This is a genomic window from Lactiplantibacillus xiangfangensis, from assembly GCF_001438845.1.
Classification (GTDB): Bacteria; Bacillota; Bacilli; order Lactobacillales; family Lactobacillaceae; genus Lactiplantibacillus; species Lactiplantibacillus xiangfangensis.
Window position 1 is genome coordinate 43,524 of record NZ_JQCL01000103.1, and the last position, 14,470, is coordinate 57,993.

The following is a 14,470-nucleotide window of genomic DNA, read 5'->3' on the forward strand; positions in this document are numbered from 1 at the left end:
TATGCAACTAAGACTTCCGATCTTTTCGAGCTTGTCGCATCGAAGCGCGTTGTTCAATCCGGCGATCCATGCGCGCCTTGTCACTGATCTTTTTCCGAATACGACGCTTGTAACCCGGTTTGATCTTCTTCTTGGATTTCTTCACGAAACCAATCAACGTTGTGTCCAGCTTTTCTTGCTTAGGCCCACGGTTAGCCCGGCGGTTCCGGTCGTATGAATCTACGATTTCTCCGTCACGAATGGCTTTAGGCTTAAACTTGATGCCCATCGCTTCAACCGCGCTGACTTTGTCTTCTTCACCAGGACTATATAACGTGATAGCCGTTCCCGCCATCCCGTTTCGGCCCGTCCGGCCAACCCGGTGAATGAAGAATTCAAGGTCGTTTGGAATGTCATCGTTAATAACGTGCGAAACCCCTTCGATATCGATCCCACGCGCTGCTAAGTCGGTGGCGACAACGAATTGATACTTCAGTTGTTGAACGTCCCGCATTACACGTTTCCGCTCACGGGGCTTAATGTCTCCGTGAATCATGGCGACCGTTAAGCCTTGTTTCCGCAGATAATGGGTCAATTCTTGAACCCGTTCCTTGGTGTTGGCAAAAATTAGAACCAGGTAAGGTTCCCCAATTGTGAGTAACTGGTAAATAATACTGTTTTTGTCATGACTCTTAGTTGGTAACAACCAGTTATCAATGGTTGGACTAATCACTGATTCTACTGGAATCTCTTCCATAACTGGGTTATTCATGTACTTCTTCAAGAACGGGGTTAATTTTTGTGGCATCGTTGCGGAGAAGACCAGCATCTGTAAATCAGCCGGCATCCGACCAGCAATTTGGTCAACAACGTTTAAGAACCCTAAGTCCAACGTCATGTCCGCTTCGTCCACGACTAGTTGACCCGCAGTATGCACGTCCAACGCTTGTGAGCGCATTAAATCTAAAATCCGACCCGGTGTCCCAATAATTAGTTGGGGTTGGTGCCGGTTTAACTTATCAATTTGGTCCTGTTTGTCAGTCCCACCCACGTACAGTCCAATGTGTAACGCCTTAGGACTGTGTTGGATCAGCTGCTTGGCTGCCGCCTGAATCTGATAGGCGAGTTCCCGACTAGGGGTCGTAATCACGGCTTGAACCCGGCGTTCATCCGGGTTCAACTGATTGATCATCGGCAACAAAAAGGTATGGGTCTTCCCACTCCCAGTTGCGGATTGACCAATCACACTGCGGCCGTCAGCAATTACTGGAATCAATTTTTCTTGCACCTTGGTAGGTTTGCGGAAATTGATCTCCGTTAATGCTTGCATTAAAAACGGCTGCAATTTAAAATCTTCAAAACTTGCGGTCATACTTAAACCTCTTTCTCATAATGACTGGCAACTTGGTCCAGTTCACGGACGACGGTCTCAATCTCTTGCTGGTCGGCAGCCTTAGCACCACTGGCTAGGGCGTGGCCACCACCGCCATGATTTTTGGCCAATTCATTGATTGCGGGACCCTTGGAACGTAACCGAATCCGGAAGTCGCCTTCCTTTTGTTGCACAAAGATTGCCCAACACTGGACCGTGTCAATTCGACCAGGTAATGGGACGACCCCGGCCGTGCTGGCATCGCCAATTTCAAATGAATCCATCAAATCGTTCGTTAAAATAACGTAAGCTGCCCCAGAATCTAGCTGGGTTAAATGTTCATAAACATAAGCTGATAACCGGGCTACTGGTAACGTAATCGTATCTTCAATCCGGTTAACGGCGGTGGCGTCCGCTCCCGCTTCCATCAAAGCTGCGGCAGCGCGCATCGTGCTAGGTTGCGTGGCGGGGTACAGGAAGCGTCCCGTATCACCAACGATCCCAGCGTATAGCAACCGGGCCGCTTCGGCCGTTAACTTCAACTCAGACCCCACTTCCGCGTACCAGTTATAAATCATTTCACTGGTACTAGAAGCATCAACGTCTACCCACTGAACATCACCAAAAGCATCGTCGTTGGGATGGTGGTCGATTTTAATCATCGTACTGCCCTTTTGGTAAAATTCGCCATCAACCCGGGGCTGATTAGCCGTATCCAAAATCATGACGAGGGCGTCTTTGTAATCTTCTTCCGTGACAGTATCCATTTGACCGAGCCAGTCAAAACCATGGTACTGTTTGCCGGGCGTTAAAACTTTCTTATCAGGGAAACTCGTTTTAATAATGTCCGCCAAGCCAAGCTGACTCCCGATTGCATCCGGGTCTGGGCGTTGGTGACGGTGAATAATAATTGTTTTTGCTTGTTTAATTAAAGTTAAGATTTCTGTCTGGACGGTCATAATGATCCTTCCCATTTCTGAATTTACTGGTGGCTGAAAAACTGTCACAGTACTCCAGTATACCGAACAATACCATTTTCGCCAAATGAATTAGTTTTCATTCGGATAAAGCGGCAAGGTTAAATTTTCAAACGCGAGCGGCGCAAGACCAGTCAGGGTAATTCCCAGTAAACGGATTCCCGTATCAAAATGGTCGTCAACAACTTCGTCAAAAATCTCTTCAGCGTACCGATCAAAGACGACCGGATCATTGGGCAGAAACTCCCCAAACGTGCGCCGCTTGGTAATCGTGACAAAATCCCCATAACGCAACTTCAAGACGAGCGTCTTCCCGTGTCGTTGGTGCGACACCATCGTTTCAGAAACCATCTTGGCCAGTTCTTGTAGGTGTTCGTTGACCTCGACCTGTGTCGTTAAGAACGGGCCAAAAGTCCGTTCCTTGCCGATTGACTTTCGTTCACGCTGGTACTCTACGGGACGGTCATCGCTCCCCCGCACCCGGCGGTAGAGAATATAGCCCAGCTTACCAAAGTTTTTAATGAGGTCCAACTCCGACTGATTAAATAAGTCCTGCCCCGTTTTAATACCTAAATCATGCATCTTCGGGACCGTCTTCTTGCCGACCCCACGAAATTTTTCAATGGGTTCACGCAGTAAAAATGGTTCCGCATCCTGAGGTAACACAATCGTGACCCCGGCCGGTTTCCGGTAATCAGACGCTAACTTAGCAATAAACTTGTTATAGGAAATCCCCGTCGAACAAGTCAAATTCGTCTGTTTCCAAATCTCTTGTTGGAGCTCGTGGGCCAACTGAACCGCACTGTGAATGTGTTTCTTATTATGAGTCACGTCGAGATAGGCTTCATCAAAGGCAATCGGTTCAATCATATCGGTGTATTCATGAAAGATCCGGTGAATCTGAGCAGACACTTCGCGGTACAAAGGAAAATTGGGCGTTTTAAAGACGGCCTTAGGGCAAAGCTCGAGGGCTTTGGCAGCCGGCATCGCCGAATGGACCCCGTACTGCCGCGCCACGTAATTGGCCGTCGTCACGACGCCGCGGCCACCGGTTTGACGGGGATCATGGGCAATGACGAGCGGTTGTGTCTTGTACGCTGGGTGCTCACGTTCTTCAATTGACGCATAGAACGCATCCATATCGACGTGCACAATTTTACGACTCGCATCAATCCGAATCGGTGCTTCAATAATCGACTGGGCCACCATAATCCCCTCCTTGTAACATTCATTATACACGAACATACGTTTCTTTTGGTAGAGAAACCTCTTTAACTTACTAGTTGTTTTTCTGATTTTAGGCCACGACCGCATGCCATCAGTGGCAACCGGAGTTAACTAGTTATCCCAATTCAAGCACAAAAAATGAGACTTAAGAATTAACTTAAGTCCCACTTTAACGTTTGTTTTACTTAATCAACCTAACAACTATTTTGATTCAGGATCGTCAGCTTGGCTGTCAGCACTTTCGGCAGCGGTGCTTTCACTGCTAGCCGCACTGCTTTCAGCTGAAGTTGCATCTGATTTGGCTGCGATGTGTGACGTGCCTTCATCAGCAGGTGCAATCTTAGCAATGGCATTTAAATCAAAAACAAGAAAAATCCCATCACAATCAAGGGTAACCGTCTTGTCGGCTTCGTTGACTTCATCAACGACACCGTGCAAACGGCCAATGGTAGTAACCTTATCACCGCGTTTAATCTTGCTTAACATACTTTGATGTTTTTGTTGTTGTTTTCTCTGCGGACGGATCATGAAGAAGTATAAGAACGCGAACATGACCACGATAAACAGAATTGATGTTAATGAACCAGCATTTGGCATTTTTAAAATCGCTCCTAATCTATTTGTTTGACTATCTTTAACTTTAACAAATTACACCTTAAATTACTAGTATACCTAGAAGTTTTTGGGATTTTTCTCGTTAAAACCGTACATTTCAAAAAAATCTTGCCGGAACTCTAGTAAGTTATCATCTAGAATCGCCTGCCGCACTTGCTTCATCACGTTCAGTAAGAAGTATAAGTTATGATAACTAGTTAACCGTAGCCCAAAAGTTTCGTCAGCCTTGATCAAGTGACGAATGTAAGCCCGACTGAAGTTCCGACACGTATAACAATCACAGTTGTCATCCAGTGGGGAGAAATCGTGGGCATAGGCCGCATTTTTCACGACTAAGCGCCCATGCGACGTCATACAAGTCCCGTTACGGGCAATCCGGGTTGGTAAGACACAGTCAAACATGTCAACACCACGAATGGCGCCATCGATCAATGCGTCCGCTGAACCAACGCCCATCAAGTACCGGGGTTTGTTTTCAGGGAGTAACGGTGTCGTGAAGTCCAAGACATGATTCATTTCTGCCTTGGATTCCCCAACGGAAAGGCCACCAATCGAGTAGCCTGGGAAATCCAAGCTAACAAGGTCCTTGGCGCTTTGTTCCCGTAAATCCTTAAAGCCGGCACCCTGCACAATTCCGAACAAGCCTTGGTAGTCTGGGTGTTGGTGAACCTTCAAGCCCCGTTCCGCCCAACGACTCGTCCGCGCCACTGATTTGCTGACGTAATCGTAGCTTTCAAAAAACGGTGGACATTCGTCCAGACTCATCATGATATCTGGTCCGAGATCATTTTCAATCTGAATGGCCTTTTCTGGTGACAAGAACATCTTGGACCCGTTCAAGTGATTCTTAAAGTGAACCCCTTCTTCGGTAATGTCTCGATTTTTGGCCAACGAGAACACTTGGAAACCGCCGGAATCGGTCAAGATTCCCTTGTTCCAGTTCATAAACTTGTGCAGACCCCCGGCTTCCTTCACGATTTGTTCACCCGGGCGTAGCCACAAGTGATACGTGTTGGAAAGGATCACGCCAGCTCCCATCGCATCCAATTCTTCAGGTGCTAAGGATTTCACACTCGCCTGAGTTCCCACGGGCATGAACATTGGGGTTGGGAACGTGCCATGTGGGGTGATTAATTCGCCCAACCGCGCACCAGTATGCTTTTCTTTTTTAATTAATCGGTATTTAATTGCCGGTTCCATATATTTTCCTCCGTTAAAAACGTTGCTAAACTTTGAATATCATAGCACGAAACGCCAGCGCTAACCAGCGCGGCCACGACTTGAAAACACCAAGAGCCCGAGACGCAATTACCGCCTCAGGCCCTTCACTTTCACTACTTCGTGACTAATGAATGAACATTGCATCCCCAAAACTGAAGAAACGGTACCGTTCATCAATCGCGTGTTGATAAGCATTTAAAATCATGTCACGCCCCGTAAAGGCAGCGACTAGCATCACCAGCGTTGATTTTGGCAAATGGAAGTTCGTGATGAACGCGTCAACCACTTTCCACTGGTAGCCGGGCTTAATGAAGATGTCCGTCCAACCAGAATCTGGCTTGATTTCACCATTAAACTTCGTTCCAACCGTTTCCAACGTCCGAATTGACGTCGTCCCAGTGGCGATAATACGACCACCGTTTTGGCGAACTTCGTTTAACGTCTTAGCGGCGTCTTCATCCAACCGATAAAATTCACTGTGCATCTTATGGTCTTCAATGTTATCTTCTTCGACTGGTCTAAAGGTCCCTAAGCCCACGTGCAAGGTCAGGTAAACCAACTTGACCCCTTTATCTTGGACTTTTTGCAATAGGTCCTTCGTCCAATGTAACCCCGCCGTTGGGGCCGCCGCCGAGCCATTTTCCTTGGCGTAAACGGTCTGGTAACGATCCGGGTCATCGAGTTTTTCTTTAATGTATGGTGGTAACGGCGTTTCGCCTAAGCTTTCCAAAATTTCCATAAAAATCCCGTCGTAATGGAACTCAATCATTCGAATCCCATCTTCTTTCTCGGCGGTCACCGTTGCGGTCAACTTCCCGTCACCAAAAGAAATCACGGTTCCAACGTGCGCACGCTTTGCAGGTTTCATCAGGGTTTCCCACTCGTCACCCTCGGTATTATGCAGTAATAATACTTCAGCGTGCCCACCAGTTTCGGGCTTGACCCCGTATAACCGGGCTGGCATCACCCGCGAATTGTTCATGACAACCGCGTCACCGGGATTTAGTTGGTCAATAATGTCGTAGAAGTGTTTGTCTTGCATGACGCCCGTTTTACGGTCAAGTTCAAGTAAACGTGAAGTATCACGTTGCTTGATGGGTGTCTGGGCAATTAATTCATGTGGTAAATCATAGTCAAAATCTTCAAGTGTTAAGCTCATATTGCAACCCCTTATCTTTAATCGTTGGTTGGGTATGGTACCCCTAAGTGTTGGTAGCCTTTGATCGTGACGACCCGGCCCCGCTGTGTTCGTTTCAAAAAGCCAATCTGTAACAGGTACGGCTCGACCACTTCCGCAATCGTATCTGTCTCTTCGCCAATGTTCGCCGCAATCGTGGCTAGCCCGACCGGACCGCCATCGTAATATTCGATCATCGTTCGTAGTAACTTGTTATCCGTTTCGTTCAACCCGTCTTGGTCAACCCGTAAATAGGTCAACGAACGGCTCACAATGGTCTCATCGATAGCGTCCTGGTCCGCAACTTCCGCAAAATCCCGGATACGCTTGAACAACCGGTTCGCAATCCGCGGCGTTCCCCGTGAACGGCGCCCAATTTCATGGGCCCCCGACGGCTTGATACTCGTTTGAAAAATATCCGCCGTTCGCTTCACGATGTCTTCCAAGTCAGGAATCGCGTAGTATTCCATGTGTTCAACGATCCCAAACCGATCCCGCAACGGTGCTGATAGCATGCCGGCTCGCGTCGTCGCCCCAATCAGGGTAAACGGCGGTAACGGGAAGTGGACTGGATGGGCAGTTGGGCCCTGTCCGACCACGATATCGACGTAAAAGTCTTCCATCGCAGAATAAAGCATTTCTTCAACGATCTTTGGTAGCCGATGAATTTCATCAATAAATAAGATATCACCAGGTTCCAATTCATTCAAGAGTGCGACTAAATCCCCTGGCTTTTCAATGGCCGGACCACTCGTCGTTCGAATGTGCACCTGCATCTCGTTAGCAATCACCATCGCCAGCGTCGTTTTCCCTAACCCGGGTGGGCCGAATAACAGCACGTGGTCCAGTGATTCTTGACGCTTGCGTGCGGCTTCAATGTAAACACTTAATTCATGTTTGACCTGATCTTGACCGATGTATTGGGCTAACGTTTGCGGACGCAACGACTTTTCAAGCGAAGCTTCGGCATCGTCAGTCTTATCGCCAGATAAAATCTTGTCTTCGTCCATCAATGATTCCCCCTTTACTTGGTCAATAACCGTAACCCTTCACTGAGTAAGTCGTTCGTATCAACTTGCTTACTCTGGCTATAAGTTTCTAATGACTTGGTCACTTTTTTTACTTCACGTTGCGAGTAGCCTAGCGCAGCTAAAGCTGCCAACGCATCCGCTAACGCACCGTCGACTTCTGGCGTCGTGACATCTAACTCTGTTTGACCAGTGACGTCAACGTTTAAGTCGTTTAATTTACCCTTCAAATCTAAAACAATCTGTTGCGCCGTCTTCTTACCGACCCCTGGGAAGCTGGTCAAATACGTCGCGTTTTCCTGATTAATCGCTTGAATTAGCCCGGAATGGTCGTTGTTGGCTAAAATCGCTAGCGCGGATTTCGGCCCGATTCCAGAAACGTTGAGTAGCTTTTCAAACAGCGCCTTTTCATCGGCGTCGTAAAAGCCAAACAGGCTCATCCCGTTATCACTAACGGCTTGGTGAATATACATCTTGACTTGCGCGTCACCAACTTGGTAACGATACGGATTGGCCGTTAAGACTTTATAACCGATACCGCTCACTTCGATCACCACGAAGCTAGGCGTAACATCAGTAATTTGGCCGAGAAAGTATTCATACACGACTTAAAAACTCCTTTAATAAAAACGTATGTTTGCTTGCTAAATTGTACCACATTTCTAGAGACGCTTTGGCTCACCGCCTCCAGAAAATCCGTTTTTTGCGCAAATCCTTGCCGGGCACGTCTGAAACGTGCTATGCTCAGTGTTCAGGAGGCCTTTATATATGGAAATTAAGCCCTTTACCGCCGTCTTACCAACCGACGCGGGACTCACAAAATTAACCACTAACAATTCAAGCTGGACGTCCGCGGACACCCACGTTCAACCCGGGACGAGCTATTATTGGTACGAACTGACCCAAAATGGGATTCATCAGTGGCGACTCATCGCCAGCTGGCCCGAACAAGTCAGTGTCACCACCATGCTTCCTGGTGGGATCAACACGGTGCTCTACCCTAAGCATCCAGTCATTGAGATGTTGATCGACGACTGGGTTGGTCACTTCCCAAAAGCGTACGAATTTACGGATGAATACAACGTCACCCACCGCTTATGGCAAATTACCGAAGCGGAAGTCAACGCTGACATTACGGAAGCCATGGCAGAAATCACGCCACGTAAAACCTGGCTAACCACAACCAGCACCCCACTTGTCATGCTTGTAGCTGACAGTGAATGGACTAAGTTCAAGACGCAACCACGGGTACCAGACCATTTGATTCAGAAAATTAACGCCTAATTTAAATCCCCATACTTAGCTTTCGTGCCTAGAATGTCGCAACATTCTGGTTAGAAGCTAAGTATGGGGATTTTTAATTATTCAAACGTATCGTATTTATCAGAATTTCATTTGGAACTAACGATTGCTCCACAATTAACCAGCATCAGCCGTCATGGCGGTCATTTCCCAATCCACGGTACCAGCACCAACCTTGCCAACCAGCAAGTCCTAATACGATGAGCCCGCAAATCACGTTCAACCAACGCCCTAGTGTCAATCCCGGCGTCTGATAGGTTAACTTGATCGTGTGGTGCCCCGAACTTAGCTGCGCCCCCACGAAGGCTAAGTTGACAATTTGCGTCTTAACGGGCTTGCCGTCAACTTGTAGCTGCCACCCAGTGGAATACGGAATCGACGTCGTTAGGACACTGGCCTTCGTTGTCCGCGTCTTTCCCGTCACTTGGTTATTCGTCACCTTTAGGCCTTGCAACCCTTGTTGTTGAAGTCGGTGCGTTTGTTGCGCGTACGCCTTTCCAAATGGCACCGCAATTAACTTGGCGGACTTAAAGTGCATGCCGCGAATACTTGTAAAGTTCAACACGATCGTTTTCCGTGCCGAGTGGCTATTGCCAAGGTTAATCACCGCCTTAGTCCGCGGTTCGTAATCCGACATGTTTGTCGTTCCGAGCTGGTTAAAGCTGACCAAGTTATCCACCGTCTGAGCATTTAGCGAATACCCGCTGGCACTCAGGTTACCCTTCAATCCGTCGCGAATATCGTCTAAATAGTCGACCTTCGTATACGGTCGGTCCGTAAAGACGTTGGTGTTTTGACTGGTCTTTAGCTCATTTTTAATGGATGACCGGTCATAGGTGATGCCATCTAGGACCAAGTACATTTCAGTATTCCGGTACCGTTTTGGGTGCTTAATGGTGAGCTGATAAGGAACCTGGTGCCCCTGCACATCACTAATCATCGACTTTAAGCCATTGGCGTTGGTTTCCGCGTTTTTCGCTAACCACTGTTGATTTTCTTGAATCAGATTCAGCAGTCGTTGACTAGGATTGGTCATCCCGGTTGCGGGTGTCAAACTAACCCGCTGTTTATCCGTCAACGTGACCGTTTTGTCTGGTAATTTACTCAAAAGATTATTGGACGTTCCAGTACTGTGTTGATTTCGATAAATAATGACTTTATCCGTACTATCCAACACCGTCGTGTCGTCGGCCTGAACCGTATAGGCCACTTCCTGCCCGGTCTTTTTAGGCGCGACCGTTTTAACGCCGCTTGCGGAACCAGACGTCACGGCGCCTTGTAACAACGCTTGTTCTTTATCGACCGCACTCAGCTGGTTAAACTTCGTTGCGTTCAACCGTTGCGTTTGCGTGTAAGCCAGTGGTAACGCGTTAGTCGACTTGAGCAGCACCGTCCCGGTATGGTTACTCAACCCGTAAATAAACTGGTCCGGATAAATTTTGGGGTCCCCGGCCTTCGTTTTCACGACTTGGTATCCCGCTGGTAACGATTGTCCTTTCAACTGGTCTTCCCTGGCAAACATGTACTGGACTCCAAGTAAGTTATTGAAAGTCGTCCGCCCGTTTAAAGTTCCAAGGGGCGAATTCATGGCGTATTCCGAATTGCCTAACGTCTGACTTAACTGGCCAACGTAGGAATTTTGCACGGAAAAATACGAGCCGACAGTGTGGGTGCCTAAGACCATCGGCACGTCGCTTTCAGCGGAACGCATCGTGTAGTAGTTCGGCACGAGGGCCGTCCGGTAAAACTGCCCACTTTTTGGCAACCCGGTTTGCGCCCCATCAACGTAACCCTTCACCCACTTCATTGCGGTTCCCTGGCGAATCTGTTCCGTACTGTTGGAATTGGTATTCGTACTTAACCAGCCGAGTCCGTTGTTCGCCAAGTTCAGCGTGACCACCCCTAGTAGCAACACGTTAAACTGGCGGGAAGTCAGCTTCAGGCTGCGTTTTGCCAACAGCAGCCCGACTAACGCCAATAAAATCAAGTAAGTCGCAATGTCGTGCTTACGAATATTGAGATAAAAGCCGTTGATGAGCCAAATTAAGATGAGCCAACCGAAACTAACGCCCGCGATCCATTTCAAATCCCCCGCCGTTAATTCCGCTAAATGGTCAACTAGCACCATCGTGGCGTAAGCAAATACTAAGGTCGCCATCAATAACCACCGATTTGACGGTGTCGAAAAGACGTTGAAGACGGCGGCAAAACTCGGCATTAAGATACCAATCATCATGGCAATCAAAACCCAGTTTAAGACCCAGTACCGCTTAAAGTGGCGTAACGTATAAATCATGCCAATAAAGCTAATCCCACTCAGACCAAGCGTGATCCAATACTGCACGCTACCACCATTAGTTAACAACCGGTTAGGCAAGTTCACGTAGTAGTTGATTGGATAAGTCAGCAAGCCGTTGGCAAAGTTAAAGCTTGCCCGGGTGGCGTGCAACATGGCCAGTAAAGTTGGCACTAGGATAATCCCGGCCATTCCAACACCAAGCAGCACCGCAACCGCTAAGCGCCAAAGGAGTTGTAAAAATGAACGCATCTTAGCGCCCTCGCGTTTCCGTGCCCAAAATCGGACTAACGCGTAAATCAAACTTCCAAGGGCCAGCAAGTAGGCAAAGTAAAAGTTACTCATGATAACAACTGCCGTAATGATGCTTAGTGGCACCCAACTGTGCCCACGTAGGACCCGTTCAATCGCCCAACAGAGCAATGGGAACCAAATCATCGGTAATAAGAAGAACGGGTGGTGCATCCCAACATAAAACGTGTACGCCGTAAACGTGTAGGTTAAGCTCCCAATCAGCTGGCTAAACCGGCCAAATTTAAACTGGTGGCTAAAGGCTAAGAACGCCAGCCCGACAAAATAAAGGCGCAGTAAAATCAACGCCTGGTAACCCCACTCCAAGTGTGCACGCGGAATGAAGGCAACTAAGTAGTTAAACGGATCACCTACTACGTAGTAGGCAAACGTTGTCAGCTGGTCCGCACCTAAGCCGAGGTTCCAAGACCAGCTAAACAGGCCCTGACCCCCACCACGCAATATTTCTTGGAAGGTTAATAGGATTGGAAAGTGTTGCGCGATCCCATCGACTTCCCAAATGAGCGTGCGTCCCGCCAAAAACAGTCCGCTATAGCTGATTGCCGCAATGAGGACAAACATTAAACTATACCAGACCGCTAACGGTATTTTACGTCCTTTAATCAAAGATTTATTCCCCTTTTTCCTAAATTAATGCCAATTATGTAACCCCATATAAGACCTAACCTAAAACAATGGTCTCATTTTACCATTAATCTCTAAAAAGTCCGTCCGCTTCACCGAAATCTTAATGAATTAGCAACTTAGGACACAAACCATCCATCCCAACTAAAAAAGTTCCCCACATCCAAAATTTCATGTGGAGAACGTTTTAACAATATCAAGTCAAAATCTTAACTCATAGTCATTAAATCAACACCGACCGGAATAGATTAAGCGACTGATTTTTTAGCCATGAAGTGGTGATTCGTGGCTATCTTGAATCCTTTTGAACATCCGCTCCATGTCAGAATTAGTGAAATGAACCGTTACCGGCCGCCCATGAGGACAATTAAACGGGTTCTCGCAAGTTGGGAGTTTTTTCAGCAATGCCCGCGCCTGCTGGTCATCCAAATGGTGGTTCGCCTTGATGGCCCGCTTACACGACATCATGATGGCTGACTTTTCACGAAATTGCGCGACGGTCAAATGGCCATCTTGCAAACACCAATCAACCATTTCCTTAATCGTATCCTCTTCTTGCCCCGCTTTAAACCAGGTCGGGTGCGAATGGACAATAAAGCTATTACCGCCAAACGGCTCGAGGTAAAGTCCCAGTTCCGCTAATAACGGCAACTTTTCCTTAATCTTTAAAACGTCACTGGTCGGATAATCTAAAATAATTGGTACTAGCAAGTTTTGTTGATCAGCGCTAACCTCACCAATGGCTTGCCGGTAATATTCGTAGTTAATCCGTTCCTGTGCGGCGTGTTGATCCAAGATATACATGCCATCATCAGACTCAGCCAACAAATAAGTGCCGTGCATCTGTCCCAAGTAACGTAACTGTGGAAACCGCTCAGCGTCGGGCGCTTCACTCGTTGCCGTTCTCGCCGGGTCAGCGACTTCCGACACGGCCGAAGCCGGCTGTCCAAATGGTAACGCCGGCGTTTCACTTTGATACTTTTGATCAAAATCTGTCACGGCACTTGTCTGTAACTCGTGTCGATCACTAATCATAATGGGCCGTGGCGCCGCACTGTTAGCGGATTCAGCAGCCAGACGTTCCGACGGCGTGTCTGTCGCTGGTGCCTGACTTACAGGCACACTACTAGTAGCTGGCTGAGCGGTATCACTTGCCGGACTAGTCGCTGGTTCAGCGACCGCCACTAACGACGCCGCAAAGCTTTCCGCTGCTTGCGGACTCATACTGGCAACGTGGTACTGCGATGACGCAGCGTTTAGATCCATCGCCAACTGGTCCGTGCTCAGTCGTTCCCGCCGGTGGCTCCCTAAATTGGTAAGGGCTGATGGAATCAAGTTCACATCCGCCAACCGCGCCGTAATTGTTGTGCTGATTAACTTAGCTAAGGCGGGCTCCTTGCTTAACCGGACTTCCTGCTTAGTGGGATGCACGTTAACATCCACTAGCAACGGGTCCATCCGTAAGTCAATAACGGCAATCGGATAACGCCCCACCATCAGTTTGGACCCGTAACCTTGAATAACCGCTTTAGTCAGTTGCTGGTTTTTGATGGCCCGTCCATTAATCAATATCGTAATGTATTGCCGACTGGAACGAGTCAAGGCGGGTAGCGCCACGTACCCTTTCAGTTGAAAATCATCGTCGTTTCCCGCGATTGCCACCATTTTCCGGGCATTCGCTACCCCGTAAATACCGGCAATCACCCGTTGTAAGTCACCACGTCCCGCCGTTTTTAATAATTCCTTGGAATTATGAACGAGCCGAAACGCTACTTTAGGGTAGCTCAGCGCTAGGCGGTTTACCACGTCAACAATGTTGGCTAGTTCTGTTTGGGGTGACTTCAAGTATTTTAACCGTGCGGGTGTATTGAAAAACAAATCGGTGACGGTGATATCCGTCCCTTGACGCAGTGGCGCTGGCGCTTGGTGTAATAACTTGCCACCACGGTAGTGAATACTCGTCCCACTCGTGCCTGTACTGGTCGCCATAACGACGTCAGCAACTGACGCAATACTAGGTAATGCTTCACCACGAAAGCCTAGCGAACGTACCTGAAACAAGTCTTTTCGTGAGGTGATTTTACTCGTGGCGTGCCGTTTAAAGGCCGTTAATACGTCTTCGTCAGCAATCCCGTCACCATCGTCAATCACCCGAATGGACTGGACCCCGGATGCCAAGATAAGCACGTCAACTTGACTAGCGTGCGCATCCACCGCGTTTTCAACTAATTCTTTGACGACCGAGGCGGGCCGTTCCACAACTTCGCCCGCAGCGATTTGATCCGCTAACACGGTATCCAATTCATGAATTTTTCCCATAACCATCGGCCTTTCTATCTA

11 protein-coding genes are annotated in these 14,470 nt (G+C 48.1%); 1 reads left to right on the plus strand and 10 read right to left on the minus strand.

The features are described 5' to 3' along the window. Window positions 1–7: 7 nt before the first annotated feature. The 8 genes from IV64_RS12825 to ruvA all read right to left on the minus strand — a co-directional run bounded on the left by IV64_RS12825 (window position 8) and on the right by ruvA (window position 8,201). Window positions 8–1,351 carry a DEAD/DEAH box helicase gene (locus tag IV64_RS12825; RefSeq protein WP_057707624.1) on the minus strand — a complete coding sequence of 448 codons (1,344 nt, stop codon included), beginning with the start codon at window positions 1,349–1,351 and terminating at the stop codon, window positions 8–10. Between the two features lie 2 nt (window positions 1,352–1,353). Then, window positions 1,354–2,310: a DHH family phosphoesterase gene (locus tag IV64_RS12830; protein WP_057707625.1), complete on the minus strand. Its 957-nt coding sequence runs from the start codon at window positions 2,308–2,310 to the stop codon at window positions 1,354–1,356. 90 nt (window positions 2,311–2,400) lie between these two features. Next, complete coding sequence (gene dinB, locus IV64_RS12835; RefSeq protein ID WP_157061174.1) at window positions 2,401–3,534, minus strand: DNA polymerase IV; 1,134 nt, start codon at window positions 3,532–3,534, stop codon at window positions 2,401–2,403. 222 nt (window positions 3,535–3,756) lie between these two features. Next, on the minus strand, window positions 3,757–4,152 hold the full coding sequence (yajC, locus tag IV64_RS12840) for a preprotein translocase subunit YajC (protein ID WP_057707627.1): 396 nt from the start codon (window positions 4,150–4,152) through the stop codon (window positions 3,757–3,759). A gap of 75 nt (window positions 4,153–4,227) precedes the next feature. After that, a complete protein-coding gene (gene tgt, locus IV64_RS12845; protein WP_057707628.1) occupies window positions 4,228–5,370 on the minus strand; it encodes a tRNA guanosine(34) transglycosylase Tgt in 1,143 nt (380 codons plus the stop codon). A gap of 145 nt (window positions 5,371–5,515) precedes the next feature. Continuing rightward, complete coding sequence (gene queA, locus IV64_RS12850; RefSeq protein WP_057707629.1) at window positions 5,516–6,550, minus strand: tRNA preQ1(34) S-adenosylmethionine ribosyltransferase-isomerase QueA; 1,035 nt, start codon at window positions 6,548–6,550, stop codon at window positions 5,516–5,518. A 17-nt stretch (window positions 6,551–6,567) separates the two neighbouring features. After that, complete coding sequence (gene ruvB / locus IV64_RS12855) at window positions 6,568–7,578, minus strand: Holliday junction branch migration DNA helicase RuvB (RefSeq protein WP_057707630.1); 1,011 nt, start codon at window positions 7,576–7,578, stop codon at window positions 6,568–6,570. 14 nt (window positions 7,579–7,592) lie between these two features. Then, window positions 7,593–8,201, minus strand: coding sequence for a Holliday junction branch migration protein RuvA (ruvA, locus tag IV64_RS12860; RefSeq protein ID WP_057707631.1), 609 nt, complete (start codon window positions 8,199–8,201; stop codon window positions 7,593–7,595). 163 nt (window positions 8,202–8,364) lie between these two features. Between ruvA and IV64_RS12865 the strand changes: the two genes are divergently transcribed. Beyond that, a complete protein-coding gene (locus tag IV64_RS12865; protein WP_057707632.1) occupies window positions 8,365–8,880 on the plus strand; it encodes a DUF1015 family protein in 516 nt (171 codons plus the stop codon). A 145-nt stretch (window positions 8,881–9,025) separates the two neighbouring features. On the opposite strand, the gene IV64_RS12870 is transcribed toward IV64_RS12865, so the two are convergent. Both IV64_RS12870 and mutL read right to left on the minus strand, forming a co-directional pair. Beyond that, window positions 9,026–12,067 (minus strand): YfhO family protein, encoded by a 3,042-nt coding sequence (locus IV64_RS12870; RefSeq protein WP_057708047.1) that lies wholly within the window; start codon window positions 12,065–12,067, stop codon window positions 9,026–9,028. Window positions 12,068–12,394: 327 nt separating this feature from the next. Further along, window positions 12,395–14,449 carry a DNA mismatch repair endonuclease MutL gene (gene mutL, locus IV64_RS12875; protein ID WP_057707633.1) on the minus strand — a complete coding sequence of 685 codons (2,055 nt, stop codon included), beginning with the start codon at window positions 14,447–14,449 and terminating at the stop codon, window positions 12,395–12,397. Window positions 14,450–14,470: the final 21 nt, after the last annotated feature.

Bases quoted from the DNA above. Each gene is read 5' to 3' on its own strand.
- IV64_RS12825 (WP_057707624.1), bottom strand. From the start codon at position 1,351: ATGACCGCAAGTTTTGAAGATTTTAAATTGCAGCCGTTTTTAATGCAA.
- IV64_RS12830 (WP_057707625.1), bottom strand. From the start codon at position 2,310: ATGACCGTCCAGACAGAAATCTTAACTTTAATTAAACAAGCAAAAACA.
- yajC (WP_057707627.1), bottom strand. From the start codon at position 4,152: ATGCCAAATGCTGGTTCATTAACATCAATTCTGTTTATCGTGGTCATG.
- tgt (WP_057707628.1), bottom strand. From the start codon at position 5,370: ATGGAACCGGCAATTAAATACCGATTAATTAAAAAAGAAAAGCATACT.
- queA (WP_057707629.1), bottom strand. From the start codon at position 6,550: ATGAGCTTAACACTTGAAGATTTTGACTATGATTTACCACATGAATTA.
- ruvB (WP_057707630.1), bottom strand. From the start codon at position 7,578: ATGGACGAAGACAAGATTTTATCTGGCGATAAGACTGACGATGCCGAA.
- IV64_RS12865 (WP_057707632.1), top strand. From the start codon at position 8,365: ATGGAAATTAAGCCCTTTACCGCCGTCTTACCAACCGACGCGGGACTC.
- IV64_RS12870 (WP_057708047.1), bottom strand. From the start codon at position 12,067: ATGTTTGTCCTCATTGCGGCAATCAGCTATAGCGGACTGTTTTTGGCG.
- mutL (WP_057707633.1), bottom strand. From the start codon at position 14,449: ATGGGAAAAATTCATGAATTGGATACCGTGTTAGCGGATCAAATCGCT.